Origin of the sequence: Halorubrum sp. Hd13, assembly GCF_002252755.1 — an archaeon.
Taxonomy (GTDB): domain Archaea; phylum Halobacteriota; class Halobacteria; order Halobacteriales; family Haloferacaceae; genus Halorubrum.
In genome coordinates, this window is sequence record NZ_NHOY01000001.1 from 1 (window position 1) to 26,242 (window position 26,242).

Consider the following 26,242-nt stretch of genomic DNA (forward strand, 5'->3'; position numbering starts at 1 on the left):
TCATCGGATTCAACAAAGCACAACATTCAAAAATCTATCAGCGCGAGGTCACCCCTGGAAGTTTTATCAACTCACGGAAGAGGGTCTGGAGTTCTTGGAGGAGCACAACCTGCTCGCAGCGGAGTAGACGCTCGAGCAGATCTACGACACCATCTCTGACAAACCCGAGAAAATGGTCAAGTACGACAACGCGCCCCGCCCCGACGACGTCTAACGGCCCGTTCTATTCCCGAATAGTTTGCTATTCGTACTCTTTAGCCCGTGACGGGATGATTAACCAACAAATCTATGCCAATACGCGCTCTGTTGGTTAACACGAGGCGACCGCTGATGTCTTACGAGCCACCGACGCCACCGGCGGAACTCCCGACAGATATCGTCAACACACTCAACGGCTACTCGCCGGACCAACTCCAGCACGTCGCACGCTACGCCCAAGAGCTGGCAGACCACAAAGCTCGCGAAGCCCGCCTTGAGGAGGAGTCGGATGACGACGAGATCGACGAGCGGCCGGACGATCTTCCGGACGACGTCCCGTCGAAGGCCACGATCACGATCAAGGAGATCAACGACAACCGCTACTACTACTGGCAGTGGAGAGAGGGGGACAAAGTCACGTCCAAATATAAAGAACCAGTCAATCCGGACGAATGAGAGGCCAATTCGTCCGATTATAGAGTTCCCATACCCCGTGTGCGATTTGATTTTGGTGCACTTGGAAAAGTGATGACCACACACCCCTCATCCAGAGTGAAAACAGTGGGACGAGAAAAAATTTTAGATTAGATTAAGCCGTTAATAGTCGATAGAGCCGTTTTTACGCACGAACAGTCGAACAGAGTTCCACAGTTGAAGCATCTTTTTCTATTTGAGACAGACCACACCCCTGATCACGAGTGTATCCGCTGATAGATTCTCACCACACACCCCGTGTACAAAGTGTAAATATGCCGTATTCCGACGACAGAGTGCTACTAAGCTGATTTTGTATTTTGGAAGAGACCTACAATCCGTAGGATAGCACAGCCTTAGCGGGGGACACCGTGTGAGAGATGAGCTGAGTAACAAGTCGAGTGAAAACAGCCCATGGGAAATGAAATTCGAACGATGACATCAGAAAAGCCGGAGACTGAACCAATATTCACATCAATGCCGGGAAGACGGTCGACCCTGAATTTATACTTCGATGACGGAGGGGGGAGCAGCTAGTTTTGATCACAGATACGTAGATATATTTGAGAGGCACCGATTCTGCGTTACACATCGATAGGAGGGTGTATCCGAATGCGATTTCCTGAACACATCGATAGAGGGGTGTCCACAAGAACTACTTCTCATGAACACGTTGACCGGTATTCTGATCTAGCGGTTGGATGTCGTTCGCTTAACTCAGCAAGACTGGATGGGCCGGATTACCGCCTAATATTTATTTTCCCGAATATATTCGTTTTGGCGGGTTTAACAGCGAATTACATATCGATAGAGGGGTGTATACGGGGACTAATAGAAACGCAATAATTGGCCTCAGATAGGTGACTCAAATAAGAATTGTGGCCCGATAACAGACAGCCAATACACATCGATAGAGGGGTGTATACGAGACCAAATGGAAAGGTAGCATTGTAGGGAAATGTCAACTGAAATGATAAAGAACGTGGCTTGGTAGCAAACACATCGAACACATCGATAGAGGGGTGTGCGGAAACTAATGGAAACTACTCATTAGGGGGGAGGCGGCCAGATACACAGAGACGGCCCTCTAAAAGAGCGCGGAGCGGACAGCTAACTACAATATGGCTGGAATCTCTACTACGTCTGGTTACGGATCTGCGCTTTGACGACAGAGGTGACCTCATCCTCAGAAATCGCTTCAATACGCGAGTCCTCTCGAAGAGTTTCAAGAATCGTCTCTGGCCGTTCTCCAAACTGGAACTCGAGAAACATCCCGGAGCTGGGGCCGTGACTCCGCCGCTCGAAGTCGACCAGCGAATACGTCGTGAGCTCTTTCATCTTATTCACATACGTTTCCTGGTGGTACTGATCGGCGTCAATAGCGTCGGTCAGATACTGATACACACGATAGCCAGTTGTACTCCTAGCGGTCCCGCCGTCAGTGTGGGAAGCAACCGCCGCAGTGGCGTACAGACAGAGCTTCTTCTGTGTGCTAATGCCGCGAACGACCTCCAACACCCGATTCTTTTCGACCTTTTCTTGTGCGGTACGGACGTGCTTTTCGCGCACGCGGGTGTCGCCTTCACGTTCAGCTAATTCGCCGGCGACCCGCATGAGATCGATCGCCTTTCTGGCGTCACCATGCGTCTGTGCTGCGAATGCCGCTGCGAGTGGGATCACGTCGTCGTCGACAACGTCGTCATGGAACGCGTCCTGACGGCGTCGAAGAATTGCTTGGAGTTGGTTCGCGTCGTAATCGTCGAAATGGACGTCTTCAGGAGTTAACGAACTGACAGCGCGACTCCCAACAGACTCCATCATCTTCGTGTCGTTTGAGATCGCAACGACCGAAATGTATGCGTTCAACTCATCGTTTGCCCCAGCTCGGGAGAGCTGATACAGCAGTCGTGAAAACGCGGGCTCCTGTTTGTCTCGCCGTCCGACGAGCATATCCAGTTCATCGAGGACAAACACAACAGAGTCGAAGTGCTCGTTGACGATCCGATAGAGCTCATCCCACTTCTCTTTCGTCGCCACGCCGTGTTTAGGCACCTCGATAGGGACACCTGCCGCATCGGCAGCCTGCTGAACGAGTTCATACACGGCGATACCAAGCGTATCCAAATCCTGGCAGTTCACTTCAATAGTGCCAAACCGGATGTCGCGGCTTTCACAGATACGGCTGATGTTATGGCAAACAGCTTTTGTGATGAGGGATTTGCCTGTCCCGGACGGTCCGTAGAGAAATAGATTGGGGGGGCGGTTGTCACCGAGCGCAACGCGAAGCATCTTGGTGACTTCTTGGAGTTGCTCGTCACGACCCACGATGCGGTCCTCTTCGACAACGTAATTCGGATCGAGTAGCGCTCGGTCCCGAATCAGCCCGTCCTGATCGTCGAACTCGAGGAGCATGTCCTCGATAGACTGTGATGACTCCTCGGAGTCAGCCTCGTCTTCAGATTGTGAGTTACCATTTGTGACGTGAGAGGATGAAGACTGTCGCGAAGGATCAGACTGCGACGCATTCGACAGCTCAGCTTGAGCCGTCAACTCGTCCTCCGACGGTCCCCGGGTATCTGCGGGATCATCGGAGTCGTCAGTACCCATATGCCAATTGATACCCGCCTCTATCAAAAAGGTTCCCCCACCTCTATCGAAGTGTGATTAGCCGTGTGAAACCCGTGATACCGGATTAACCACTTGATAATCATGATAATGGGTTAACTGGCGGTAGCCGGTGACGATGTGTTCGTGAGTACACGGTCGAAGACACACACCCCTCTATCGATGTGTTTTTGCACAAGAGTCCAGAGGGATATCTGCGTTACGTCAGGTCAATCTACCGGTGATCGGTAGAAACCACACGCTTAACATCCTCTTGAATGGGTTTGGACGATAGAATAGTAGGATAGAAAACGTTGTCTGATAAACCACAGAACATAAAGGGCGCAACACATCGAACACATCGATAGAGGGGTGTGTGTGTATCGTGTTAGTAGTAAAAGAAGAAGAAGAGAAGAAGACGATTTCAGCTACGGATAGAGAACTGTTAATAGAGGCTATCCCGCTCATACGACTTCGTGGCGCCGTCAAGTGGCAGTTCCTCGACGCAAGATCTAGGTTTATCCCCCACCCCGTGAATACATCGAACACATCGATAGAGGGGTGTGTGTCTCGACGTTCGACGAGTAGACAGTCGCGTTCGTTGGGATCGCACCGATGCCTGCGACCAAGCGGTGAATGCGGCACTGACGGATCGCCTCTTCCCGCCTATCTCATGGCTCCCACGACAGAACGTGAACACATCGATAGAGGGGTGTCTCTTCGATCACGGGCTCCATACAATCGAGACAAAGTGTGTCAATCCGAAATCCCTTGCAATCATATTTAACCAACAAAATTCTTTCATCCGCAAGCGTGTTGGTTAAGACCGAGTCACGTTCGCGAACGCATTTAGTTACGGCACCTAGTTTGGGTGTGGATAGGAGTACTGGCTGGTTGGCACAGCCCGGAGTCTACCTGTATGATCTCACCTACGGATTCCAACCGCAGGCTGAGGTGGTAGACTGCAAACCTTGACATCCTCCCCGCGCTGAAGCGCGAGCATTCCTTCGTGGGGCGTCGGGCCGTTCTGTCAGCCCCCGAAGGCAACTTCCCCTCCCGCTGGAGGGTACCGAGTTCGTGCGCTACACGTCGGCCCTCGAAACGAGGGTATGGTGTATTCAACGTCCGAGAGGGACGCGGTATCCGCTTGTGCCGTACCCGATACCGCTTGACCGAAGCGTCCGAATACCTGGCAACCACCCACGGTTGGAACGTGGACGGACACGGGTCGTGCCATCGACCGTACTCCGCCGACGAAGGCGGAGTGCAACCGCGAACGGGGCGTGTTTTGATGTGCTGTCGCCCCCTCGTGTGCGCGGTCGTTGCCGACCGTCCCCAGTGACGGGTAGGGTTACTGTGAGGACGGCGGACGAACCTTAACCACGTACTCCCCACCGGGTTTGCCGGTGGTGGGCGTGGAACCGTCCGTATCAGCGGGAAGCAACCCCGTGTCTTCCGATTGAGAGTTTACGCGATTGGCTTGCCGCACGGCACGACGCCGGGCTACTTGATAATGTCGGTTGTTGAGGGTTTGTCGGATTCATCCCCGCGCTAAAGCACGGGGCTTTCTCCTCGATTTTCCGTAATATCCCCACCTCGGGATTCCTCCGCCTGAAGAGGAGGACGATGTCAATGCCAGCCGAGTTGATGAAGCCGTTCGGTTACCACTCGTTGAAGCTGATCTCTATTCTTTGAATATATTCTCCTCCGGAACAGTTTGTCGCTAAATGTAATATATTAAACACTGAAGAACCCATCAACTCAGAAAATATCTAAAATTATTCGAGATAAACAGACCGAATGAAGAATATAGTTCGGTTTTAAATAACTAGTGATAGTTCAGTGTAGAACATCTATGATTCACGGCAGGACTGGCGATCGATGGCCGTATCGAACTTTGATCGATCGGGCCAAACCGAGAACCTCCTAGTCACAGAATCGAATAACGAGTTCGCGAGTTCGGAGCGCGTAGACGGTCATCTCTCGCCCTTTTTTCGAGTACCACGTCTGGGTGGGCTCGATGAGGTCCCCATCGACGAGGCGGTCGAGATGATAGCAGGTGTTCTGAAGCGATGTCCCGACTGCCGTGGCGATCTCCGAGGCCGGCTTGGGCTCTTCCTCAATCGTGGCAACGATCGCTCGCGCCGTCGTTGAGGAGAGCAGCTCCCAGACAGCTGCGGACTCGTCTCCGGTGACAGAGAGTCGTACTTGATCTTCCGGTACGTGTTCGACCGGCGGCTGTCGTGGTAACGCACTATTCATTGTCTCGTGTCAGATCGCCATTGTCCATTGGCTTGGATGGTCGTGAGGAACACCATTCGCATAAAACCGACCTAGCGCTTCTTGACCGGAGACGGTGTCTGGTCTCATCATGGTTTGCTGCGGTCACCGTCGTTCCTCGGTCGTTAACCGTACCGTGACCGACACCGTGCCCGATTCGACTGTCACGTGGAGTCGGTCCATCCGTATTTGGTACGTTTCACAGTGGTGTCCGTCGGGGTCGACGTACAGTTCGGTCGCGACAAGCCCGGCCGCTTCGAGGCGGTCAAGCCGGCGGTAGACCGTCGCCCGCGACGCCTCGCAAGCGTCTATCAGGTCTCGTCCACGCTTGGGACCCCGACAGAGTGCTTCCAGTATATTCTGCGTGTGTTCGTTGTCTAATAGCTCGAGTAGTACCGGGGCCGAATCGGCCGTCCGCGGCCCTTCGGAACCATCCCCAGACGTACTGTCACCGTCCGGTGATGATTCGGTCGCCAAATCGGCAGTCGTTGCCATCGTATCACTTCATTATCGCTCTCTCCCCTATCCCTGCTGGCTACGTGTACTACCACCGACCACCAGACGGGGCTATTCAGATAGATGTGTGATGCATTATCAACGATCTGCAGCAATTCCATGTTTAAAAGAATGAGCGGCTCCAGTCACGTGACTAAACGCGAGCTGTCGAGCGAAAAACAGGAGCCGAAGCTCCGGTGACAGTGACGGATCGGGTGCTTGTACGTCGTCAAGCCAGGTTCGGAACCGGGCCGAGAGCTTTCGGCGACGCTGTTCGTACGACGAAAGCGCCTCCGTCATCGTTCCGGACGCGTCCGTGATCGCCGCTGCGAGCGACCATGACGTTTCGATATCCGTGCTGGGACCGAGATGCGTTCCGGGGAGGGCTGTTCGCGCGGCCGGCCCAATAAGCCCGATCTGTCCGGTCGATACGGACGTCGGAGCCGCGAGCCGTACCCGGCGGTACTCGAACCCGCCGTTTTTGAGCACACGTCTGAGGTCAGCCGGCGGCGAACTGAGGTGACTAAACCGATCGGCGATAGCGTCGGCTGATACGGCCGCGCGAGCGGGAGTCTCTGCCGTCGTAACGAACCGCAGGGAGGTGCTGTCACCAGTTGGAGTCGAGAATGTTGCCGCCGAGGGACCCCACGATTCGGTCGCTCTCGACGTCGTTTCGAATTGGTGACATTCCCACGTGTGGACGCGTCCGTCGGGTTCCGCCGTTTGATCGGCGCTGAGAGACTGGTCCGCCGTCACTGCGACGTCGAACGACTCTGTCCCTTCGTGATCGAACGTCGCTTGGACTCCCGATGCGGCCGACTCGAGTGCTGTCACGGCTCTGTTGGTCTCTCGAACACGGCCACGGACGGCTTGCTCTAACAGGGCCCGCAGTTGATCTCGTTTAATTGCGACCAATGCGATCTCGGTCGACCCGTCCGCCTCCCACGACTTCTCGCTGCTTGTCCGATCGAGTTCCGTCACCGGCGTGCCACACCGCTCCACCGACTGCCGCAGCCCCAGCTGGTCGAGGACACGCAACCCGGGCTCCCAAATGACGGTCACACGCGGCGGTGATCGGTCGCTCGGGGACGGAGCGAGCAGCGGATCGAACCCGGCTCGGTCGAGCAGTCCTGCCGTCACGAGCGCTGAAAAGCCGGTGTCGGCTATCAGTATCTCCTTCTCCCGGTCGCGGTGTGTTCCCGAGACGCCGTTGTCATACTGCCGCGATACGACGGGCGGTGCTCGTGTCGACCGTTCCTCACCGGCGTTCATTGCCGGTCACGCAGGGATCCGGGCGTCCGATCGCTTGGACCGATACAACACACAGACCGTCTGGACGACAGCATATAACAACCGATGGACGGTGGTCTCCCTAAATCGGCAACCGCTGTTTCTGTGTATGAGAGGAAGGCGGGTAATATGAATAGCCCTGTTACTCCGCCCCAATCAGTTCGGACTACCAGTACGCTTGGGTAGAGCGGCGTCGTTGTCGTCTCTAATGACGGCGCACCTCCTAACGACCGACCCAGACGAACGATCAGAGACCCTCGGAACCGACGCGAATCGCAACCCCGAAGTCTCGGCGGAAGAGCTACTCGCACTGTTCGGTGATGAGTACACGTGCGACATTCTCACGTCCCTCGAGGGGGAGCCGAAGCCTGCGCGGGCACTGGCCGAAGACTGCGGAATGTCCCGTCCAACCGTATATCGACGCCTCAACCGCTTAGCCGACGCCGGCCTCGTCGATGAACGGCTACAGTTAGCCTCGGGCGGCAACCACAGAAAGGAGTTCCAGCTCGTGATCACTGCCGTTACGTTCGACGTGAATGAGGACGGATTCGCTGGCTACATCGATTCCCCTGGTCGCGATATCGACTGACCGTCGCCTGAGTCGAGTCACACCCATTACTCGTATACGCCTCCCGCCTCGGGTCAAACGCACGGGCGACTTACCCCGACTCGGTGTCGCCGAACAGCAGGTCGAACACCTTGCGCTCGCCGAGTCGGATGTGTTTGTTCACCGTCGGCTGCGTGATTCCGAGCGCGTCCGCCACGGCCTCCCCGCTGCTGTCGCGCGGCCTGTTGAAATACCCCATCGCGTGACCCGTCTTGAGCGCCTCGTACTGTCGTTCGCTCAATCGGTCTTCGAGCCGACTTCTGATCCCTCCCGGGGTCGCCTCTGTCTGGCGATTCTGGCGCTGTGCGGTGAGCTCCAACGCCGGGAACGAATCGGTAATGCGGTCGACGATCGTGCGAGTGTCCGCTTCTCGCGGGAGTTCGACGATCAGCTTGACGACTTCCGGCGTCGCTCGACTGTGACGAAGGACTCCACCGTACTCAGGGATCGGGGACCCGAACCACGACGAGCCGCGACGTTCGAGGACGGTCTGCCCGCCGCCACGGGACACGACGGTGACCGACCCGGGGAGTAACTCGTCGGCCCGCTCGGTGACCTTCGACGGCGAGTCCGACTCGAGCGTGTAATAGACGCTGATCGACTCGTTTTGCCGCCGGACCGTCCGTTCGAGCCGGACCGGACACTCGAACTCCCGGGCGAGCCGAGCGAACGGGAGATCCATGTCACTCCCTTGGAACTCCAGCTCCAGCGTGTCGTCCGACTCCAGCGCGCGGCGTCGTTCGATGGCCGTGATCGCGTACCCGATCGAGGTGCCCAGCTGTGAGAGGATGTCTCTGTCCCGATCACCGAACGCGTCGGTCTCGTCGGCAATAACGGTCAAAATGCCATAGGTGATACCGTCGTACGCGAGCGGAACCGCACAGACTGCGCCCGCTCCCGCCCGCAAGAGGTCGCGCCGCCAGTCGCTCCGACGACCCCCCGCTGCGGGATCAGTCACTACGCGCGACTCGCCCCGTTGCCACGCGTCTCTCGCCGGATGGAGATCCGAACGATCACGGTCTCCCCCAAGCGCTCTTTCGACGTCTTCACGCGTCGTGCCGACGACGGCCCGGGGCGTCAGTCGGTCAGTTCCCACCTCGGCCGTCGCGACCCACGCGGCGGTAAACGGACCCGTCTCCAACAGCTCCTCACAGACGGCCTCCTGGATACCCTCTTGAGAGGAGCGAGTCGTGATCGCGGCTTCGACGCGGCTCGTTACCTCCGTGATAGATTCCAGGTGTTCGGCACGCTCCGTCTGTTTCGCCAGCTCCTCACGCCGATCCTCCAGTTTGCGTTCCCCGTGAAGCCGATTCAGCGCGGCCTCGAGCGTCGCGGCGACGATGCTCGCAGCCTCCGTGTCAAACGCCTCATCGGCCCTCCACACGGCGAGGATACCGTTCCCGCCGAGCGGGACCAGCAATACGGTGTCGTCACTGTCGATATGAAGCACCGACGCCGCCTCCGCCTCCACCCGTCGGATGGTCTCGTCGACGAACACCTCCCAGACAGCGGTATCGGCGGCCGTCACCGAGTCCAACTCGCTCGGCGGCGGCGCCTTCGGGCCCGTCGCAATCGGATCGAGTTCCCCGGCCGACGATCCGTAGTGGTACACGGCGGTCGCCGGCATATCGAACACCGTTGCCGTGGCCTCGGTCGCGACGGTACCGGCCTCGGTCACGGTCTCAGCCGTCGTCAGTTCCGCGGTCGCATCGTGGAACGACTCCAACGACCGCTCGCGTTCCTTCTGTTGCGTGACGTCACGGCTTACGATGACGACCCGCGGAGGCCCATCCTCCCACTCGGTCGGATAGAAGTCCGAGCGGACCCATCTCCGCTCCCCGTCCGGTCGTTCGATGCGGAACTCCCTCGTGTACCGCTGGTCCGCGTCGCCCTGCTCGACGGCACCGCTCACCCGCTCGACGAACGCCATGTAGTCGTCGTAGTCGTCGGGGTGGATCGTCCCGAAAAACCCCTCCTCGTGCGTCTTTTGGAGCTCATCGAGCGATCGCCCCCAAATCTGGTCGTATCCGGAGCTGACGAAGTCCGGGGCCGGCTCCGGCTCCGTCAGTTCAGCGGCCGGCGCGAGGAAAATGGTCTCGTCGATACGGTCGACGATGGCCTCGAGTCGGCGTTGGTTCTCCCGAAGCTGCCGAGAGTTCGCGACACGCTCGAGCGCACCGGTGACGTGGCCTGCCAGCACCTGCATAATGTCGACGAAGTACGACGCGTACTCGTCTCGGTGCCCGTGGCCCGCCGCCAGCAGCCCCCGGCCGCCGAGCGGGACGAGGACCGCGGCTGTCAATGGGTTGTGGTCACGATGGCGGCTCGGATCATACGTCGTCGCCTCCCCGCGCTCGAAGAGCTCGTACTCACGGTCACCGCGCGTAAATGAGTCCGGACCGATCGGCATCTCTTCGACGGGCTTCGTTCCGGCGGCGTACTCCAGCCGCCGCCGATCATCGTCGAGACGCCAACACGCCGCCATCGGTAGGTCGAGCACGTCACTCGCCGTCTCGACGGCGATCTCGTACACCGCGTCCGCCGTCTCTGCGCCCTGAAGGCGTTCGGTGGCCGTCTGGAGCTGCTCGACGGCTCGTTCGCGCTGGCGGCGCTCAGTCACGTCCCGAATCGTCGCTAGGGTTGCCGGCGAACCTTCATGCTGAATACGCGACACAGACGTCTCCAACGTCAGCCGTGTCCCGTCGGGTCGTTCGACTTCGAGATCGTACTGGTCTGGCGGAGATTCTCCCGCTACCCGCCGCTGGTAGCGTTCCCTGACGAGATCGCGATACCCTTCGGTGAACACACGCTGGAACGGCATCCCGAGCAGCGCCGACTCCTCCCGGCCAGTCATCGCCGTGAACTGCTCGTTGACGAAGACGTATTCGCCGTCCCTGACGACGACCACGCCGTCGGTACTCTGCTCGACCAGCGTCGAGTATTTTTCGCGTTCCTCCTCGATCGTCCGTTCCCGACGCTTCCGTTCGGTGATGTCGGTGTACCAGACGTACGCGTGTCGTCGACCGTCCACCTCGAACGGCAACACCCGAAGCAGGAAGTCCCGGACCCCGTCCGCCGATTCCCGTCGGACTTCCGTTTCCACCGGCTCGCCGTCGATAACCTGTCGGCGGATCGCATCATACCCTTCCCGTTCAGAGTCGGGGACCACAACGTCGGCTATCGGCCGGTCTGCTGCCGTTTCGTCGTTGACGCCGAAATCGGTCTCAAACGCTGAGTTGACCTCGGTGATATACGGCTCTCCGTCGACGAACTCGACGGTCATAATCGGATCGGGCGTGTTTTCGAAGAGAATAGACCGCCTGTCTCGCTCGGTTTCGAGGCGGCGCTGCCGCCTACGGCGTTCGGTGATATCTCGTGAGATGGCGAGGAACCGTTCCTCGCCGTCGATAACCGCGCTGGTCGGATTGACCTCTAGCCACCGACGCTCGCCGTCCGCCGTCTCGATGGCTTGCTCGTACGGCTCAACGTCGTCCCCCTCCGCTACTCGCTCGATAATTCGTGGTATCCGCATGGGGTCAAACGATTCAGTCGCTACCGTGATCCCCTTCGCACCCCGCTCTAAGAGCGTCTCACGATCGTACCCCGTTATCGAACACAGCGTCTCGTTGACTCTACACAGCTCTCCGGTTTCCGGGTCGTGAACGGCGATCGCGTCGTTCACCCCGTTGAATATCTGCTCGTACTCGCGTTCCCGTCGTTTCCGTTGCGTAATGTCCCGCTGAATGGAGAGCACACGGGGTTTCCCGCCGATCATCGCCGGCGCTAACGTCGCTTCTAACCATACTTTCTCCCCGATTCGCGTCCGGCCACGCCACTCGACTGTCACCGACTCATCGGTTTCCGCGACCTCCTTGATAAGCTCCCAGCCGCGGTCTGCTGTGTACCCCTCCGCCGAGACGCTGAGCCCGTCAATACCAAGCTCGCGAATCGTCTCGATGTCGTCGTATCCGAGTAGCTCGTGATAGGATTCGTTGACGTCTGCGAACTCACGGTTTTTCGGGTCGAACACGACGATGGCGTCGTTCACGCCGTCGAATATCTGCTCGTAGTCACGACTGCGGTACTCTCCCTGTGTCAGTTCCGGAGTCGTCGCGTCGTCCTCCGTCTCTCTGCGCTCATCCGCCCGTTCCCGATCAGCGATCGTTTTCAGCCACTCAGCCGCCACCTTCGGGCTCGACAAGATCAGTGACCGCGGAACATGGGCCGTCGCACCGCCCCGGATCGCCGTCTCAACGCCGCCCGTATCCGTGGTAACCGCAACGACGGGGAGCGGCGATATTTCGTCCGCGAGCCGGTCGATAACCGATCCCCACGACGCCGACGGGAGACCCTGCTGAACGACGACGGCGTCGACGCCGGAAAGCCGGGCGGTATCGGCAGACGACGACAGGGATACTACCTCTACCGAGAAGGAGTCGGGATCGATGGAGCGGAGGAGGCTCCCGATCGCGGCGTCTCCGACGACACCGATCCGATACTGTTGTGAGACGTTGCTCATTGAAGAAAAACCAATTTAGGCAATATGTTCGCTCGGTACACAAAACTATTGCCAACTGAAAGGTCGCTGTGAACGCCCGCACGCCGAGAGTTATCTTGCTGTTTTCCCGGGACTGAGCGTTAACTCTGCCCAGCGTGCGCAGATCCACCCCCCTGCGGTTAGGATATTCATCCCGAGCAGCAGAACGAATACCCCGAGTACCGACAGCAGTAGTGCTCCCGGAAGCGTCGAAACTTCCCACGACGTGAGACGAACGATGAACGAGATCCCGACCTCGAACTGTTCCCAAGGGACGACGAGCGAGAGTTCCCGCTGAATCGGTTCAGGCAGGAAGACTCCGACTGAGGTACCGGGCATATCGTAGTACAGCGGGGCTCCGAGCAGCGACAGTCCGACGGAAAGGACGACCACGATGACCGTGAAAGCGGCGACACCGATAGCCAGCTTCGAGAGTACGAAAATAAGCGACCCCCACAAAACGGGATTCGTCAGCACCGTCAGTACCTGGTCACGCAGTCGAGACGCTTCCGAAAGCCCCCACGACGGGGCAGGGATATCGGCGCCGAGCAACCGCCGCGCTACAACACGTTCGGCGGCGGCGACAACCACGACACCGCCTAACGTCGCTGCGAGAATCGGCAGGCCGATCAAGAGCACTGACAGGCTGATTCCGAGTGACAGCCCGACAACGGTGCCAACGAAGTACCCGATTCCGAGCGGGAACGCGAGGGCGAGATACAATATCACCCCATACGTCCGGCGTCGAAACGGAACTAACACCACCTGTCGAACTGAGGGGAGGGTGGTCGAGACGTCCGATACCGGGTCCGAGAGAGCCATCAACGGAACGTTTGGTGTGTCATCGTGTATAAATCCCGTCTTGTCGTCGGGGAGAACCGCTCCGGCGCTGGTCAGGCTCGAAGGAAGACGTCTCCGTCGTTGGTATGCGCCCGTAGCGGCGTGGTACCGTCGCCGACGACCGCCTCCAGTTGGGACTCCGTCTGACTCCGGATCTGCACCCCGGAGGTCACGTCGCTGACGAGTATTTCACCGTCGGCCGTGGCTGCCGTGAGTACCGTATCGAGCGTCTCTCCTATCCGCAGGACCAAGTTGCCGTCCGACGACACGACCTCGGCGTCATCGGCCACAGCCGGGACGTCAGTCGCAACGTTCCCGTCTCGGGTGCTGATCTCGCCGACACGCGCCGGGTCCCGCACCTGTATCGACCCGTCCTGCGTGGCCGCCGAGAGCGTACCGTCCGTCCCGTCGACGGAGATGTCTCCGTCGCTCGTCTCTGCTGTGACGTCGCCCCGAGCGTCAGTGATCTGAATCGCGCCGTCTCGGGTGCGGAGCGCGGCACCGTCCGGGACTCGCTGTGCCGTCACCGCCCCGTCAGCGGTCTGGAGCCGATCAACAGCCATCTCCTCGGGCACATACAGTTCCAAAGACACGCTTGCTCCGCCGAGACCGATAACGTCCGGCTTGTCAGTAGTGATCTCGACGCGGTCAGCAGTCGTTTCCACGTCGACCGTCAGTTCGTCGAGCGAAACGCCACCAAACGCCTCCTTCTCGGCGATGATCTTGACGTCATCGCGCGGTTCGGCCGTGAAGGCGATCGCGTCCGTCGCATCGACTACCGCGAGCGTCGCGTCCGTCGGCGGGTCGACCGTCCGCTCGTCGGTCGTTCCGTCGCGTTCGATCCGGACGACCGACCCGCAGCCGGCGAGCGTGCTCGCGATTGCGGCGCCGGCCACGCCGAGCACTCTCCGCCGAGAGGTATCGGCGTCTACCGTGTTGCGGTCAAGCATCGGCACCACCTGTCACCGACGTCTTCGAACCCCCGAGTAGCGCGTTCGTGAGGAAGCCGCCGAAACGGGCCAGCCCGTTGAGCAGGTGGAGCGACACGAGGACGAGAACGACGCCACAGCCCGCGCCGACCACCGCTTCGCCGAGCGTATCGACGACGTACGGTCCGAGCGTGTAGGTCATGCCCGGCGCGTCGTACAGTATCGGGAGCGACAGTAGCGTCACCGATATCGCACCCGCAGTGACGACGGCCGTGAAGGCGACGACGCCGAACACGAACTTCAGCCCGACGAGTAGCAGCCCGGTCCACGTCGCCGGGGTCGTGACGACGCGTTTCGTCGTCTCGATGACCTCGTCGACCGATCCGAAGTCCAACTCGACGTTCGGCGCCGAGCGATTGACTTCCACGTCGAGGAGCCATCCGGCCAAGTGGGCCTCGAAGGAGCCGATGCCGAGCGTCACCACGAGCGTCGCGACGATGATCGGGATGCCGATTAGCGTCACCACGAGACTGAGACCGGTCGAGAGCCCGGTCGTGATCACCGTGAAGTACGCGATCCCGAGCGGGAACGCTAACAGGAGGTACGCGAGGTTGCGATACGTCTGCCGCTGAAACGGCACACCGACGAACTGTGCGAGCGCGTCGATCGGTGAACTTGGGGACCAAGCGGGTTCGCTCATGTTGCGACTCTACCTTGTGGCGAGACCCACGTATAAAATACTGAGCGCTACAGCGCGGGCAACGCTCCCAAAAATATAAGTACGAAAACTGGTACCCCAAGCCCCAGACGTTACGACGTCACCGACCGTGCCAACGCTCCGAGTCCCGCCAGGTGGGCCACCGTGACACCGAGGACGGTCACCGCGTCCGAGAGCGAAAGCAGGGGTGTCAGGACGTAACTGATCCCGTACGGTACCACGGCGATGCAGACGACGCCAACTGCCAGCAACAGCATCGTCTGGCTCTCGTTGCGCCGGTGACCGTCGTACGCGAGATACCCGACGTACGCTCCGAGACAGGCGGTCGCAATCCCGCCCGCCGTCGCGATCACGGGCAACGTCATCGGTATACCACCCCGAGGATGACGAGCAGCCCGCAGAACTTGCTCGCCGTCACCAGAATCGTCCGTTCGGTACCCGTCACCGAGTCCACGTTGCCGAACGCCAACCGAAGGAACATCGGGAGCGGAGCTAACAACAGCAGTCCGATTGTGAGATACAACAGCGGACGCCGACGCGTCCGTAGGTACCCGCGTGCGAATCGGTACGTGACAAACACCGCGAGGACGACGGAGAGGAAGAACGCGGCGATCGTGACGGCCGCTAACGCGGCGTTGTCGCCGACGACCTCCACTTGTAAGGGAAGCGCCGACTGTTCGGCTTCGGCGAGTCGTGCCACGGTGAGACGGAACAGCATCATCCGGAGAGTTCCTCGTACAGTCTGGTCAGTCGGTCGGCGGCCGTTTCGTCGACGTACTCGACGTCGATCTTGAAGCCCGCTGCGGTCAGATCGATCGAGACGTGATCGAGCCGTGCGGCGTACACTTCGTGAGGCCCCTCGTCGGGGTCGATCTCTTGGACGCTCTCGACGAGATCCTGCTGTTGGAGCCGTTCGAGCCGCCGATATACCGTCGCCTCTGACGCGTCACAGGCGTCACAGAGCGCACTCGCCGAGCGCGTCTCCTCATATGTCTCGATGAGGATCCGCCTGGCGTACTCGTCGTCGAGCAACGAGTACACTTCGCGGGCGTCGACCACCAGCTCGGGGACCATCCGCTGGGGAGTCATTTGGACGCAACTTAACACTCCCGACACGACGAGTCTTATCGGCGGTTGAGACGAATATCATGGGGCTTGACCCCGAGGTGATTCACCGGCTGGTCGGAATCATTCAGTAGAGAAGCCTCAGTGGTGAGAGACGTCGCGGTGTTTCTCAGACTGAGACAGTGGAATACCCTTCTTGATACTTCCGCCTCAAGGAGTACATAGCCGCCGACCGGAGGCGGTTGTCACAGTATCCGGTTGCTTGGTAGCCCCCCTCCAAACTCTTGCCCCGGTTGGATCGATCTCCCCGCTCGATCCCATCGGTTGCTTGCCCCCCTATCGCTTCGGCCCTCCTTTGAGCCCGGTTCTCTAATCGCTAGTGAATTACTCTACCCTACTCGCTCACGGCTGACACCGTTCGCTCCTTGAGGGTAGGGCTTCCTGCTTCCACGACGCGCTTTGCAGACACCGAATCGGTGTCCGTAGGGAGCGCAGTCTCCACAGGCGGTAATTCGGAGTGAACCACTCCTACGTCTTCGAGACCGCGAGAAAGGATGTTCCACGCCGCGTTTGCGTCCCTGTCCGCCTCAAACCCGCAGGCGGGACAAGAGTGTTTACGGACCCACAACGGCTTCTCCGTCGAGACGCCGCAGGACGCACACGCTTTGGTCGTTGAGGAAGGGGACTTAGTGCCTGCGTTCAGTTAATTACGCCTGCCTTGGTCTGTTGCAATCTTCAACCGGTGATATGCTCTTAGAGCCGTGCTGAATACAGGGCGCTAGTCAGCACTGAACTGTCGGTAAACGGTGGAGGAATACTCTCCGTACCAGTAATTCAGACGTTCAGGGCATTCGATAGCCTGTTACCACCTTCGGTGGCCATGAACACGGCGAGAATTCGCCAAGCGAGCGCCATATCGGCAAAAGCGGGAACCGTGAACGTCGTAATGACAAGGGCGACCGCCCCGAGGACTTCTGCGGCCCCGATGGCAACAGCCGTCCTGTTCATGAGTATAACTACTGTTAGAAACTGTCTCACTACAATATACCGGTAATTGTGGATCTGTTGAAATCCTATTCTTCAGATATGTTATCGCCTGAAACCGCCAGTCGATGAGAACTGCGTATCGAGCGTTGAAGATTCTACCAGCTCAACGAAATGTCCCGATAGTCGTGCGAGATACAACGCGCGTAGTCAGCACAGATCACCTGGGTATTTTTATGGGTAGTAAATCAGATTGATGCATGATAACACGCAACTCGGCCGGTAAATGGGGTGGTCTCGTTGGTGTTGTCGGGATGGTTATCTGGTGGGTGGTTGCGACCGTGTTGGGACTCATGTGGCCCTCGTACAACGCGGTGACTAACGTTATTAGCGCGTTAGCCGGGGTTGGAGCTCCGTACGCTGGTGTCCAGCAACTCAATTTCTACATCTTCGGTGCGAGTATTATCATATTCGCAATTGGGCTCCTCGCGTGGAGTGATAGGGGCTGGCGACTACTGGTTGGTGTTCCGCTCCTTGTCGTATTTGGAACTGGCGTCATCGTGGCTGGATTCTTCCAGTATGATCCGAACAACCTCGAAGCGGCGACCACCCAATACCACAACACCGCATCACTCGTGACATTTCTCGCAGCAATACCGGCAATCTCAATCACCTCGTGGGGACTCAACCACGATGCTCGATGGCCGAACTATCGAAACAAGTTCGTCCCGCTAGGCATCGCCATCCTCACCATCGGTGGATTGGCCATCTTTCTCGTGAGCACGGGATCTGGCCCGAGCGGGTGGATGGGCCTCGGCCAGCGGATCTTCCTGCTTCTATTGACGGGCTGGCTTGCGTACCATGCATTTTTGCTCTATCGACTCAGCGATCGGAGTGATGCATCCGCATAACCACGATCGAAGCCACCTGAACCGGATGATAGAGAGAAACCGAATTGCTGAATTCATCCTCTGTATCTCGCACGTAGCTTCTATCAGCTCCGAAGGATTTCAACAGAGCCGTAATTGTGTAAACCGACTAGACGACTGGTTCGCTGGAGGGAGCGGACGGGTAGGCACTGCTGAATCCATCATCTACATCTGACACAGCAGTTCCTGATAGAACCCCGATAAGATGGTTCCACTATCTTCGGTCAGAGCCTCGCCCAAACAGTTGAGGTTCTTTGCGTCATATTGGTAGTAGAAACCCGTGTCATCTACAACAACCAACTACGATATCGTGGTCTGGGGAGCCACCGGATTCGCTGGCCAACTCGTCGCCGAACATCTCACCAGTCACTATTCCGCCGCTGAACTGTCTGTTGCTCTTGGTGGTCGAAATGAATCTAAGCTCCGCCGACTCGCAGAAGGGCTTGCAAATGAGTCTGATCGAGAGGAGGTCCCCATTGTCGTCGGTGATGCCACCAAACCGGCGAGCCTCCGCGGGATAGCCGGCCAAACGAAGGTCGTCTGTACGACAGTCGGGCCCTACACAACATACGGAACACCACTCGTCGAAGCCTGCATTGAGGCTGGAACCGACTACTGTGATCTCACCGGGGAGATTAACTGGGTTCGAGAGATGATCGACCGCTATCACGACGATGCTATGGCTGCCGACGTGAAAATTGTCCACAGCTGTGGGTTCGATTCGATCCCATCCGACCTCGGGGTCAAACTGTTGCAATCGTACGCTATCGAGGAGTTTGGAGACTCTTGTGAGTTCGTTCGTATCTATCTCGAAGATGGAAAGGGTGAGGTGAGTGGCGGCACCTTAGCTAGTGCGGCCGAATTATTCGAAGCCGCCGCAACTGATCCGATTGCCCGAGAAACAGTATCGAATCCGTACTCGTTGGCTCCACCGGGCGAACGCTGCGGTGTCGATACAGGCGTACAACGACGACCACAGCGAGATTCCATCCGCTCGATATGGACGGCTCCCTCGCCGATGGCAGCCGTCAACGAACGGGTAATCCGACGGAGCAATGCCCTCTTGGAGTATCCGTGGGGCCGAGAGTTTCGGTGTACAGAGGTCATCCCAACCAGTTCTGGGATCGGCGGTGCCGCAGAAGCCGGCGGGATCGCACTCGGCTTGGGTGTCGGAACCGCTGCGATGAAGAGTCGGCTGCTTCGGCGTGGATTGCGTCGGTTCGTGTTCCCTGAGCCGGGCACAGGGCCCTCGGAAGCGGAGATCAAATCAGGTCACTTCTTGATTCGCGTCATCGGCCGAGGGACAACGACCGACGGGCCGTTCACTGTCATGAGTGAGATCGGAGCCGAACTGGATCCTGGGTATGGCGCAACCGCCCGGATGCTCGGAGAGGCTGGGATTTGCTTGCTGCGAGGTGAGACGGTGTCACCGCTAGACGGTGGCATTCTGACGCCCGCTTCGGGGATTGGTGATCCACTCGGTGATCGACTTCGGGATGTTGGCTTCACCGTGACCGCTGGTGAGTGGCAATGAGCAACACATCATGGCGATGACTCTCGGGAGCTAATCGTGGTATTCAACCGCTTACCGAAAAGCCGTGAGGACTCATTCTGCACACTGGAGCCCGCTGGGTGTCAACTTCATTCCAACACGTTCTTCGACGTATTCGTTATGAAAGTTACAAGGCTAAAACCCCGTCCTTCAGGGCGGGGATACAGCCGACAAACCCTCCACTGACCGCGTTCGATAGCACAGCCCGATATGCCACGCCAACCGATATCATTAACAAAACGGTACGCATAACCAGTTATGAAGCCAGAAAATGGGTCGAACCATCCGAACCTTCGAGGCTACGATTACGAACCAGCAACAGGTTCGTGACGGCCTCGACCAACTCGGATGGGCTGCCTCAAAGCTCTGGAACGTCGGTCGCTACTACGCACAAGAACAGTGGGACGAAACGGGCGAGATTCCCGATGACGGGGAACTCAAGACCGAACTCAAAGGCCACGAACGCTACACGGACTTGCATTCTCAATCCAGTCAGCGCGTTCTCGAAGAACTCGCTGAAGCGTTCAACGGCTGGTTCGGCAAGCGTCGGAACGGCGACGACCGCGCCCGACCGCCCGGCTACCGCAAACACGGAGATTCCCACCCGCGTTCAACCGTGTCGTTCAAATCGGCTGGTTTCAAGCACGACGGACAGTTCACCCGTGTCCGCCTCTCGAAAGGCCGTAACCTCAAAGAACACCGTTCAGACTTCATCCTCTGCGAGTACCAGACTCGTCCGGACGTTGACCTGACCAAGTGGGACATTCAACAAGTTCGAGCCGTCTACAAACGCGACGAGTGGCGGCTTCAATTCATCTGTCGCACCACCATCGACCCGGAACCACCGGGCGATGAGGTAGCTGGTGTAGACCTCGGGATATGCAACTTCGCCGCCGTCTCGTTCGGCGGAGAATCCGTGTTGTATCCCGGTGGCGCACTCAAAGAAGACGAATACTACTTCACGAAGAAGAAAGCCAAGTGCGACGATTCTTCGTCCCGTGAGGCTACCCGTCTTGACCGAAAGCGAACGGGTCGCCGGACGCACTTCTTGCACGCACTCTCGAAAGCAATCGTAGAGGAGTGCGTCGAACGAGGCGTCGGAACCCTTGTCGTGGGCGACCTCGGCGGCATCCGAGAAGGCAACAAGAACGGCAAACCCCGAAATTGGGGCCACCACGGTAATCTCGACTTGCACGGGTGGGCGTTCGACCGATTCACGACGCTTCTGCACTACAAGGCTGAAGCGGAAGGCATCGACGTGGAGTTGGTGTCCGAACGCGATACGTCGAAGGCGTGTTCGGCGTGCGGCCACACAGATGACAACCAGCGAGTTGAACGCGGTCTGTACGTGTGTGAGAAGTGCGATACGGTTGCGAACGCGGACGTGAACGGTGCGGAGAACATTCGACAAAAGGTACTCCCGAGTCTCGCCACAGATGGCGGTGATAGGGATAACGGCTGGTTGGCACAGCCAGCGGTTCACCTGTTCGACCGTAGTGAGGGTGTTTTCGCCCCACGAGAACAGGTTGTTAACCGCGAATCTTAATATCCCAACGCGGGAATCCTCGCCCTTCAGGGCGGGGAGGATGTCAACCGGCGTTCTTCGACGCGTTTCAGAACGTGAATGATGTCGGGACGAAACCGGAGACGGAGGTCGAGTTGAAAGCGCCGTTCGTCGAGTGGTCGAAAACGGAGATCGCAGAGCGTGGCTTGGAACTCGGCGCGCCGTACGACATAACGGGTCATGCTACCGCGATGAGGTGCCGGCGTGCGGGACGTGTGATGCGTATATATTCCGGATAGAGGCGTTCCGAAACGCTGGGTCGCGCGATCTGATTGCGTATGCTGAGCAGCCGGATTTCCCTAAGATGGTTCGTCGTGTACTCCTCGACGTGTCGGGCAACATCACGTCCAGATAGCGTTAGCCGCTCGTTCGAAGTGCGATCAGTATCAGTACCATCCCCAGGATGGTTGAGAGCTGTGTCACGGCACCGGCGATTGGATCCTTTATGCGATCGGCAAAAACGACGGCTGAACCAACGATGGCTGGGACACCGATAACGAGAATGAACCCAATGCAAAACAGTAGCATCGGTCGGCTATCACTGCGGCGATAACCGACATAGGCGATATAGGAGATGCTGAGCCCAAGGACAGTGATAAGTATCTCACCGGAGAGCAGCAGCCAATCTATCCCGGACAGTTCCTGAAGGCCGACCGGTTCCAGAGTCATAGTTGCTCGATGAATCGCGTCAACCGATCGGCCATCCGCTCGGTCCGTTCGAGCTCATACGAGTACGTTCCGTCGTCCAACTCGATGACCAGTTGATCGAATGTCGCACGGAACACTTTCTCTTGTGTGCCGTCTCCGGTTGGCCGGATGCTGGCGGTCAGTAGGTCGGACTCCTCGAGACGTTCGATCCGGCGGTAGATAGTAGGCTTAGAAGCGTCCAGCCGGTCGGCCAAGTCGTTGACTGTCATGGGTTCGCTGCTCGTTTCGGCGAGGATAGAGCGTGCAGTCTCGTCCGCGAAGAACCCCGCGAGCGTTTCGAGGTCGCTCTCCCCGCTCATATTCCTGTCAACGAAAGAGGAGAATAAATCTCTACTCCAGTTTCACCGCGTGAAGTTCGCCTCAAGGACTCTATAGCCATCCTCACGAACCGCACGGAGTATGAACCAGACAGAGTCCCCGCCAACCCCCGACGGACTCCCGGTTATCGGACACGGGGTGGCGTTTTCGCGGGATCCCACCGCGGCGATGGAATCGTGGGCTTCTCACGGTGATCTCGTCGAACTCTCGTTTCTCGGGGAACCGATGTACTTCGTAACCGGTCCGGAGATCATCAAGCAGATTCTCGTCGAAAAACAACGCAAGTTCAGTATCGGCCCGGAACAGCGGGAGACGTTTTCGGGGATCGAAGACGAGGCGATGACGACTGCGACTGGCGACAAGTGGAAACGCCTGCGACGAGCCGCCCACCCGGCGTTCACTCGTGAGAGCATCGCCAGTTACGGCGACCGCATGGCGGCCGTGACGGCGCAGCTTGTTGACGAGTGGGACGACGGTGAGCGGTTCGATGTGCACGACGAGATGCGTCGCTTGACCGTGCAGATTCTGGGAGAGACGCTGCTGAACGAGGACCTTCGCGGGCGAGAAGACATCGTCACCAACGCCGCAGACGCCCTCGTGGATCGGACGAATTTCCGAAGGCCCGGTCAACTGCTTCCGGAGTGGATTCCGACGCCGACTGACCGACGGTTTCGACGGACTGTACGGCGGCTGGACCGATTCGTGGAGAGCCTCGTCGAGGAACGACGCTCCCGAGAACCGACGAGCGACGAGGACGTGTGTGCGATACTACTCGCTGCACACGAGGACGGCGACCTGACGCTATCGGAGGTCAAACAGAACTTAGTCGCGTTCTTAATGGCGGGCCACGAATCCCCCGCGGGTGCGCTCACTCGTGCGTGGTACGTCCTCGGAGAGCGTCCCGACGTGTACGAGTCAGTTCGAGACGAGTACGACGAAGTCGTTGACGGAGATCGGTTGACTGTCGAGGGGTACGATGCGCTCGAATACACGCGACACGTCGTCGACGAGACCCTCCGGCTTTACCCCCCGACGACCGGGATCAACCGACAGGCGACTGAACCGGTCTCCTTGGCCGGCTACCAGTTGCCGGCGGGCGCGCGGTTTCTGATCCCGCAGTGGGTGCCCCATCGAGACGAACGGTTCTGGGACGCTCCCGAGACCTTCGACCCCGAGCGGTGGACGACTGACACTGACCGACCGGAGTACGCGTATTTCCCGTTCAGCGGTGGTCCCAGGACGTGTATCGGTGACGACTTCGCACACCAGGAGTTGACGCTCGCGCTGGCGACGATGGCCGGTCGCGTCGATCTGGACATCACCGCCGACGGGCCGCTGGGGTTCACGCCGTCTGTGCAGCTCCGTCTGACGACGAATATCACTGCACAGGTCAGTCGAGGCTAAGAAACTCCGATCGAATCGTTCATCGCCTCCGTGACTATGTCTGGACGCGCACACTCCACGCGGTTTCGGAATCCCGATGTTGCTATCGTCGGTGGGGGATCGCCGGTCTCTGTACGGCTCTTGCGCTTCGGGATACCGAGCACGACGTAGTCGTATACGAGTCGGCAGATGAGGTCAGGGCGACCGGTGCCGGACTCTGGGTTCCACCGAACGGGATGGCGGCTCTCGGCCGTCTCGGTGCCGGGGAAACGCTCGCCTCCCGGGGCGTTCTGCTGGACGAGATGGAGATCCGAACCACCGCTGAGACGCCGCTGGTCAGCACTGACGTCGCCACTCTCGCTGCTGAACTGGGCTACGATCACGCGTTGCTCAGTGTTCACAGGGCCGATCTCATCGAGGAGTTAGTGGCGACGTTGCCCGATTCGACCGTCGTCTGTTGCCGCGAGTGCGAGTCGGTCGGCACGGCACCACCGACGGTGTCGTTTACCGACGGACCGACGGTCTCGCCGTCGCTGGTCGTCGGGGCGGACGGCGTCGGCTCGTCGGTCCGCCGTTGGATAACGTCAACTACCCCGGAATACGCCGGTGCAGTCGCGTTTCGCGGACTCACGGATGCACCTGTACCCGACGAGGCGACCGAGAGGGGGACCGTTTACTGGGGTCGGACCGGGAGCTTTGGATACGCTGCTGTTGGAGCCGAACAAACGTGGTGGTTCGCGTCGGTCTCCGCGTCTACCCCGCGGGAGGTGCCGGAGCTGACCCCGTCGTCGCTCCGGACGCAGTTCAATGAGTTCCCCGACCCCGTCCCGACCCTGCTCGGGAACACTGCCCCGGAGGATCGCGTTCGCACGCCGATGACAACGGTCCCGCCATTGGAGACGTGGGCGCACGGACGAGTGCCACTTATCGAGGCGCCGCTCACGCGATGGAACCGACGCTCACGCAGGGAAGCGCACACGCATTGGAGAACGCCGTAGCGCTCGGTCGGTCGATCGACACGCACGGGTTGACACCGAGAGCGCTGGACGAGTACGAATCTCACCGGAAAGAGCGCGCCGAGGAACTACGGAGGATGTCTCGAACAAAAGGCCGGATGGCGCGTCTCCCGCACCCGCTTGCGAGGGGAATTCGGAATCTCTTATTCCGCATCGCCCCGGACACCCTGTTACGGCGTCAGAGTCGACGGATGTTCTCGGCATCGATGTGATCGATTTACCGTAGCGACGATCGCGCTCTCTCCCGTCTACACGTACGTCGTGTTGCGTGCAAAGTCGGTGTTCGCGGCTGCGTTCCTTCACGTGGTCTTCAATACGGCGTCGTTCACCGTTATCGCGGTGCTCACCGCGGACAGTGAGCTACCGACACAGTTGATCGGAACCACGATTGAAATCGCCGGAACCGTCGCATGTATACTGGTCTGTGGGCTGATCTACCTTCATGGGACGCCGCCGCTCACTCGTGACGGTCTCGCTTGGGATTCGTCCAGACCGTCCAAACCACAGTCAGTGACCGCCGCCTAACGCCATACCCCGCTCGAGTGAAACTCGATGCTGATATCGAAATCACGCAGGCGCCTGTACGCGAGTGCTGTCATCTCCCGTCGCGGGCTGGCTTGCCGTGCCGCAGCGATGAGCAACGGCCGTTTACGAATGAGCGGGGGCGTGATCTCGGGGCGGTTTACACCGTAGTTTCAATATCGCAACAACTGTGTCGTTTCGTATGGAGACCGAACGGACAGCGGACGACGTTTTCGGGCTCTTATCCGACGAGATCCGACTCGACATCCTTCGAACGGTCGCACTCGCACAGCACGAGGAGAAACGAACTGGCGTCGCTGCGCTCTCGTTTTCGGACATTTACGATCGGGTCGAGGTAGATAACACGTCGAAGCTATCCTACCACCTCGGGGAACTCACTGGGACGTTCCTCCGGAAACACGAGGACGGGTACGCGTTTACCCACGCCGGTGAGCAGTTGATTCGGTTCATTCTCTCGGAGAACTACCAGTCACCGCCGGACGTTGGGCGCATTGAAACCGACGGTGTCTGCCTGTTCTGTGGGGAATCGGCGCTTCAGGCGACGATCGAGGAACAGTATTTCACGGTTCGGTGTGCGGCCTGCGAGCGTCCCGCGTTTTCCTATCGGGTCAGACCGGCGCAGGTACGCGCGCACACGGGGACTGACCTGATTGACGCCGTTATCTGGGAACAGGCGAGCGACCTGCTCAAAACGCAGCAAGACGTTTGTCCGGACTGTGCCGGTCACTTGGAAACCGAGGTCGTAGATGCCGAAGATGAACCCGTGGGGAGTGGCGTTCCAGTGGCCTTTGCCGCGATCAGTGAGTGTCAGCAGTGTCTGCGGCAGTTGGGGCTTCCGCTCCCGTACGCGGCCGCCTATCACCCGGAGTCGATCGCCTTCCACTGGGAACGCGGTGTGGATATCTTGGGGACGGGATTCTGGGAATTCCACCGGTATCTCAACGACGGCCGGTGGAGTTCCGAACGCGTCGAGACCGATCCCGTGGAATATCGAGTCGAGCTACAACGTGAGACGACATCACTTCGACTGTATCTCGACGCGAACGCCGTGGTCACGCGAACCGAGCGCGTACAACGCAGAGACCAGGGTGAACGGCGTTCGTGACAGAACATTTTCAAAACCGTCGTTTGGAGAATCGGATTGTCTCGGTAATGAATTGCCGCCTGAATCTCAGATATCCTCTTCGGCCGGGATTTCCCTCAATCGA

22 protein-coding genes and 4 pseudogenes are annotated in these 26,242 nt (G+C 58.9%); 11 read left to right on the forward strand and 15 right to left on the reverse strand.

Annotation, left to right across the window (positions count from 1 at the left end; all coding sequences use genetic code 11):
• A pseudogene (locus DJ81_RS19485) lies at positions 1 to 214 on the forward strand (hypothetical protein); the annotation flags it as partial.
• A gap of 116 nt (positions 215 to 330) precedes the next feature.
• Entirely contained in the window at positions 331 to 654 is a 324-nt protein-coding gene (locus DJ81_RS00010) for a hypothetical protein (RefSeq protein ID WP_094524453.1), read from the forward strand.
• Positions 655 to 1,809: 1,155 nt separating this feature from the next.
• Here the strand turns inward: DJ81_RS00010 and DJ81_RS00015 are convergent.
• Positions 1,810 to 3,279, reverse strand: coding sequence for an orc1/cdc6 family replication initiation protein (locus tag DJ81_RS00015; RefSeq protein ID WP_170938201.1), 1,470 nt, complete (start codon positions 3,277 to 3,279; stop codon positions 1,810 to 1,812).
• Positions 3,280 to 4,131: 852 nt separating this feature from the next.
• On the opposite strand from DJ81_RS00015, the pseudogene DJ81_RS19490 reads away from it, so the two are divergent.
• Positions 4,132 to 4,251 (forward strand): annotated as a pseudogene (locus DJ81_RS19490) (RNA-guided endonuclease TnpB family protein); the annotation flags it as partial.
• A gap of 951 nt (positions 4,252 to 5,202) precedes the next feature.
• Here DJ81_RS19490 and DJ81_RS00025 read toward each other — a convergent pair.
• The 3 genes from DJ81_RS00025 to DJ81_RS00035 all read right to left on the reverse strand — a co-directional run bounded on the left by DJ81_RS00025 (position 5,203) and on the right by DJ81_RS00035 (position 7,323).
• The gene (locus DJ81_RS00025; protein ID WP_094524451.1) at positions 5,203 to 5,538 is read right to left on the reverse strand and encodes a winged helix-turn-helix domain-containing protein; all 336 of its coding nucleotides are present in this window, start codon (positions 5,536 to 5,538) and stop codon (positions 5,203 to 5,205) included.
• A gap of 123 nt (positions 5,539 to 5,661) precedes the next feature.
• Positions 5,662 to 6,051, reverse strand: a complete 390-nt coding sequence (locus DJ81_RS00030) for a winged helix-turn-helix domain-containing protein (RefSeq protein ID WP_094524450.1) — start codon at positions 6,049 to 6,051, stop codon at positions 5,662 to 5,664.
• 99 nt (positions 6,052 to 6,150) lie between these two features.
• The gene (locus DJ81_RS00035; protein ID WP_094587858.1) at positions 6,151 to 7,323 is read right to left on the reverse strand and encodes an NAD(P)/FAD-dependent oxidoreductase; all 1,173 of its coding nucleotides are present in this window, start codon (positions 7,321 to 7,323) and stop codon (positions 6,151 to 6,153) included.
• Positions 7,324 to 7,549: 226 nt separating this feature from the next.
• Between DJ81_RS00035 and DJ81_RS00040 the strand changes: the two genes are divergently transcribed.
• Positions 7,550 to 7,930, forward strand: a complete 381-nt coding sequence (locus DJ81_RS00040) for a winged helix-turn-helix domain-containing protein (RefSeq protein WP_094524448.1) — start codon at positions 7,550 to 7,552, stop codon at positions 7,928 to 7,930.
• 70 nt (positions 7,931 to 8,000) lie between these two features.
• Here the strand turns inward: DJ81_RS00040 and DJ81_RS00045 are convergent, their stop codons facing one another.
• The 9 genes and pseudogenes from DJ81_RS00045 to DJ81_RS18565 all read right to left on the reverse strand — a co-directional run bounded on the left by DJ81_RS00045 (position 8,001) and on the right by DJ81_RS18565 (position 17,075).
• Positions 8,001 to 12,467 carry a PAS domain S-box protein gene (locus tag DJ81_RS00045; protein ID WP_094587861.1) on the reverse strand — a complete coding sequence of 1,489 codons (4,467 nt, stop codon included), beginning with the start codon at positions 12,465 to 12,467 and terminating at the stop codon, positions 8,001 to 8,003.
• 90 nt (positions 12,468 to 12,557) lie between these two features.
• Positions 12,558 to 13,307 (reverse strand): sensor domain-containing protein, encoded by a 750-nt coding sequence (locus tag DJ81_RS00050; protein ID WP_094524446.1) that lies wholly within the window; start codon positions 13,305 to 13,307, stop codon positions 12,558 to 12,560.
• 71 nt (positions 13,308 to 13,378) lie between these two features.
• Complete coding sequence (locus DJ81_RS00055) at positions 13,379 to 14,275, reverse strand: DUF4097 family beta strand repeat-containing protein (RefSeq protein WP_094587863.1); 897 nt, start codon at positions 14,273 to 14,275, stop codon at positions 13,379 to 13,381.
• Positions 14,268 to 14,954, reverse strand: coding sequence for a sensor domain-containing protein (locus DJ81_RS00060; protein WP_170938202.1), 687 nt, complete (start codon positions 14,952 to 14,954; stop codon positions 14,268 to 14,270). The genes DJ81_RS00055 and DJ81_RS00060 overlap by 8 nt, the downstream gene beginning before the upstream one ends.
• Positions 14,955 to 15,064: 110 nt before the next feature.
• The gene (locus tag DJ81_RS00065; RefSeq protein WP_094524443.1) at positions 15,065 to 15,337 is read right to left on the reverse strand and encodes a hypothetical protein; all 273 of its coding nucleotides are present in this window, start codon (positions 15,335 to 15,337) and stop codon (positions 15,065 to 15,067) included.
• Complete coding sequence (locus tag DJ81_RS00070) at positions 15,334 to 15,693, reverse strand: hypothetical protein (protein ID WP_241881456.1); 360 nt, start codon at positions 15,691 to 15,693, stop codon at positions 15,334 to 15,336. Before DJ81_RS00070 ends, DJ81_RS00065 begins: the two co-directional genes overlap by 4 nt.
• The gene (locus tag DJ81_RS00075) at positions 15,690 to 16,046 is read right to left on the reverse strand and encodes a helix-turn-helix domain-containing protein (protein ID WP_094558554.1); all 357 of its coding nucleotides are present in this window, start codon (positions 16,044 to 16,046) and stop codon (positions 15,690 to 15,692) included. Before DJ81_RS00075 ends, DJ81_RS00070 begins: the two co-directional genes overlap by 4 nt.
• Before the next feature lie 385 nt (positions 16,047 to 16,431).
• Positions 16,432 to 16,722, reverse strand: a pseudogene (locus DJ81_RS00080) (zinc ribbon domain-containing protein); the annotation flags it as partial.
• A 149-nt stretch (positions 16,723 to 16,871) separates the two neighbouring features.
• The gene (locus DJ81_RS18565; RefSeq protein ID WP_141212494.1) at positions 16,872 to 17,075 is read right to left on the reverse strand and encodes a hypothetical protein; all 204 of its coding nucleotides are present in this window, start codon (positions 17,073 to 17,075) and stop codon (positions 16,872 to 16,874) included.
• Between the two features lie 206 nt (positions 17,076 to 17,281).
• Here DJ81_RS18565 and DJ81_RS00085 point away from each other — a divergent pair, with 206 nt between their 5' ends.
• The 4 genes and pseudogenes from DJ81_RS00085 to DJ81_RS00100 form a co-directional block, all read left to right on the forward strand.
• Positions 17,282 to 17,932: a DUF998 domain-containing protein gene (locus DJ81_RS00085; RefSeq protein ID WP_094587865.1), complete on the forward strand. Its 651-nt coding sequence runs from the start codon at positions 17,282 to 17,284 to the stop codon at positions 17,930 to 17,932.
• 298 nt (positions 17,933 to 18,230) lie between these two features.
• On the forward strand, positions 18,231 to 19,484 hold the full coding sequence (locus DJ81_RS00090; RefSeq protein ID WP_094587867.1) for a trans-acting enoyl reductase family protein: 1,254 nt from the start codon (positions 18,231 to 18,233) through the stop codon (positions 19,482 to 19,484).
• A 289-nt stretch (positions 19,485 to 19,773) separates the two neighbouring features.
• Positions 19,774 to 21,048: an RNA-guided endonuclease TnpB family protein gene (locus DJ81_RS00095; RefSeq protein WP_094587869.1), complete on the forward strand. Its 1,275-nt coding sequence runs from the start codon at positions 19,774 to 19,776 to the stop codon at positions 21,046 to 21,048.
• A 26-nt stretch (positions 21,049 to 21,074) separates the two neighbouring features.
• Positions 21,075 to 21,421, forward strand: a pseudogene (locus DJ81_RS00100) (7-cyano-7-deazaguanine synthase); the annotation flags it as partial.
• A 2-nt stretch (positions 21,422 to 21,423) separates the two neighbouring features.
• On the opposite strand, the gene DJ81_RS00105 reads toward DJ81_RS00100, so the two are convergent.
• Entirely contained in the window at positions 21,424 to 21,735 is a 312-nt protein-coding gene (locus tag DJ81_RS00105; RefSeq protein ID WP_094527103.1) for a hypothetical protein, read from the reverse strand.
• On the reverse strand, positions 21,732 to 22,073 hold the full coding sequence (locus DJ81_RS00110) for a winged helix-turn-helix domain-containing protein (protein ID WP_094527102.1): 342 nt from the start codon (positions 22,071 to 22,073) through the stop codon (positions 21,732 to 21,734). Before DJ81_RS00110 ends, DJ81_RS00105 begins: the two co-directional genes overlap by 4 nt.
• 100 nt (positions 22,074 to 22,173) lie before the next feature.
• On the opposite strand from DJ81_RS00110, the gene DJ81_RS00115 reads away from it, so the two are divergent.
• The 3 genes from DJ81_RS00115 (at position 22,174) to DJ81_RS00125 (ending at position 26,139) form a co-directional block, all read left to right on the forward strand.
• Complete coding sequence (locus DJ81_RS00115; protein ID WP_094527101.1) at positions 22,174 to 23,496, forward strand: cytochrome P450; 1,323 nt, start codon at positions 22,174 to 22,176, stop codon at positions 23,494 to 23,496.
• A 281-nt stretch (positions 23,497 to 23,777) separates the two neighbouring features.
• Positions 23,778 to 24,473 (forward strand): hypothetical protein, encoded by a 696-nt coding sequence (locus tag DJ81_RS00120; protein WP_141212495.1) that lies wholly within the window; start codon positions 23,778 to 23,780, stop codon positions 24,471 to 24,473.
• A gap of 742 nt (positions 24,474 to 25,215) precedes the next feature.
• Positions 25,216 to 26,139, forward strand: coding sequence for a helix-turn-helix domain-containing protein (locus DJ81_RS00125; protein WP_094527099.1), 924 nt, complete (start codon positions 25,216 to 25,218; stop codon positions 26,137 to 26,139).
• Positions 26,140 to 26,242: the final 103 nt, after the last annotated feature.

Bases quoted from the DNA above. Each gene is read 5' to 3' on its own strand.
- DJ81_RS00010 (WP_094524453.1), top strand. From the start codon at position 331: ATGTCTTACGAGCCACCGACGCCACCGGCGGAACTCCCGACAGATATC.
- DJ81_RS00015 (WP_170938201.1), bottom strand. From the start codon at position 3,279: ATGGGTACTGACGACTCCGATGATCCCGCAGATACCCGGGGACCGTCG.
- DJ81_RS00025 (WP_094524451.1), bottom strand. From the start codon at position 5,538: ATGAATAGTGCGTTACCACGACAGCCGCCGGTCGAACACGTACCGGAA.
- DJ81_RS00030 (WP_094524450.1), bottom strand. From the start codon at position 6,051: ATGGCAACGACTGCCGATTTGGCGACCGAATCATCACCGGACGGTGAC.
- DJ81_RS00035 (WP_094587858.1), bottom strand. From the start codon at position 7,323: ATGAACGCCGGTGAGGAACGGTCGACACGAGCACCGCCCGTCGTATCG.
- DJ81_RS00040 (WP_094524448.1), top strand. From the start codon at position 7,550: ATGACGGCGCACCTCCTAACGACCGACCCAGACGAACGATCAGAGACC.
- DJ81_RS00045 (WP_094587861.1), bottom strand. From the start codon at position 12,467: ATGAGCAACGTCTCACAACAGTATCGGATCGGTGTCGTCGGAGACGCC.
- DJ81_RS00050 (WP_094524446.1), bottom strand. From the start codon at position 13,307: ATGGCTCTCTCGGACCCGGTATCGGACGTCTCGACCACCCTCCCCTCA.
- DJ81_RS00055 (WP_094587863.1), bottom strand. From the start codon at position 14,275: ATGCTTGACCGCAACACGGTAGACGCCGATACCTCTCGGCGGAGAGTG.
- DJ81_RS00060 (WP_170938202.1), bottom strand. From the start codon at position 14,954: ATGAGCGAACCCGCTTGGTCCCCAAGTTCACCGATCGACGCGCTCGCA.
- DJ81_RS00065 (WP_094524443.1), bottom strand. From the start codon at position 15,337: ATGACGTTGCCCGTGATCGCGACGGCGGGCGGGATTGCGACCGCCTGT.
- DJ81_RS00070 (WP_241881456.1), bottom strand. From the start codon at position 15,693: ATGATGCTGTTCCGTCTCACCGTGGCACGACTCGCCGAAGCCGAACAG.
- DJ81_RS00075 (WP_094558554.1), bottom strand. From the start codon at position 16,046: ATGGTCCCCGAGCTGGTGGTCGACGCCCGCGAAGTGTACTCGTTGCTC.
- DJ81_RS00085 (WP_094587865.1), top strand. From the start codon at position 17,282: ATGATAACACGCAACTCGGCCGGTAAATGGGGTGGTCTCGTTGGTGTT.
- DJ81_RS00095 (WP_094587869.1), top strand. From the start codon at position 19,774: ATGGGTCGAACCATCCGAACCTTCGAGGCTACGATTACGAACCAGCAA.
- DJ81_RS00105 (WP_094527103.1), bottom strand. From the start codon at position 21,735: ATGACTCTGGAACCGGTCGGCCTTCAGGAACTGTCCGGGATAGATTGG.
- DJ81_RS00110 (WP_094527102.1), bottom strand. From the start codon at position 22,073: ATGAGCGGGGAGAGCGACCTCGAAACGCTCGCGGGGTTCTTCGCGGAC.
- DJ81_RS00115 (WP_094527101.1), top strand. From the start codon at position 22,174: ATGAACCAGACAGAGTCCCCGCCAACCCCCGACGGACTCCCGGTTATC.
- DJ81_RS00120 (WP_141212495.1), top strand. From the start codon at position 23,778: ATGGAGATCCGAACCACCGCTGAGACGCCGCTGGTCAGCACTGACGTC.
- DJ81_RS00125 (WP_094527099.1), top strand. From the start codon at position 25,216: ATGGAGACCGAACGGACAGCGGACGACGTTTTCGGGCTCTTATCCGAC.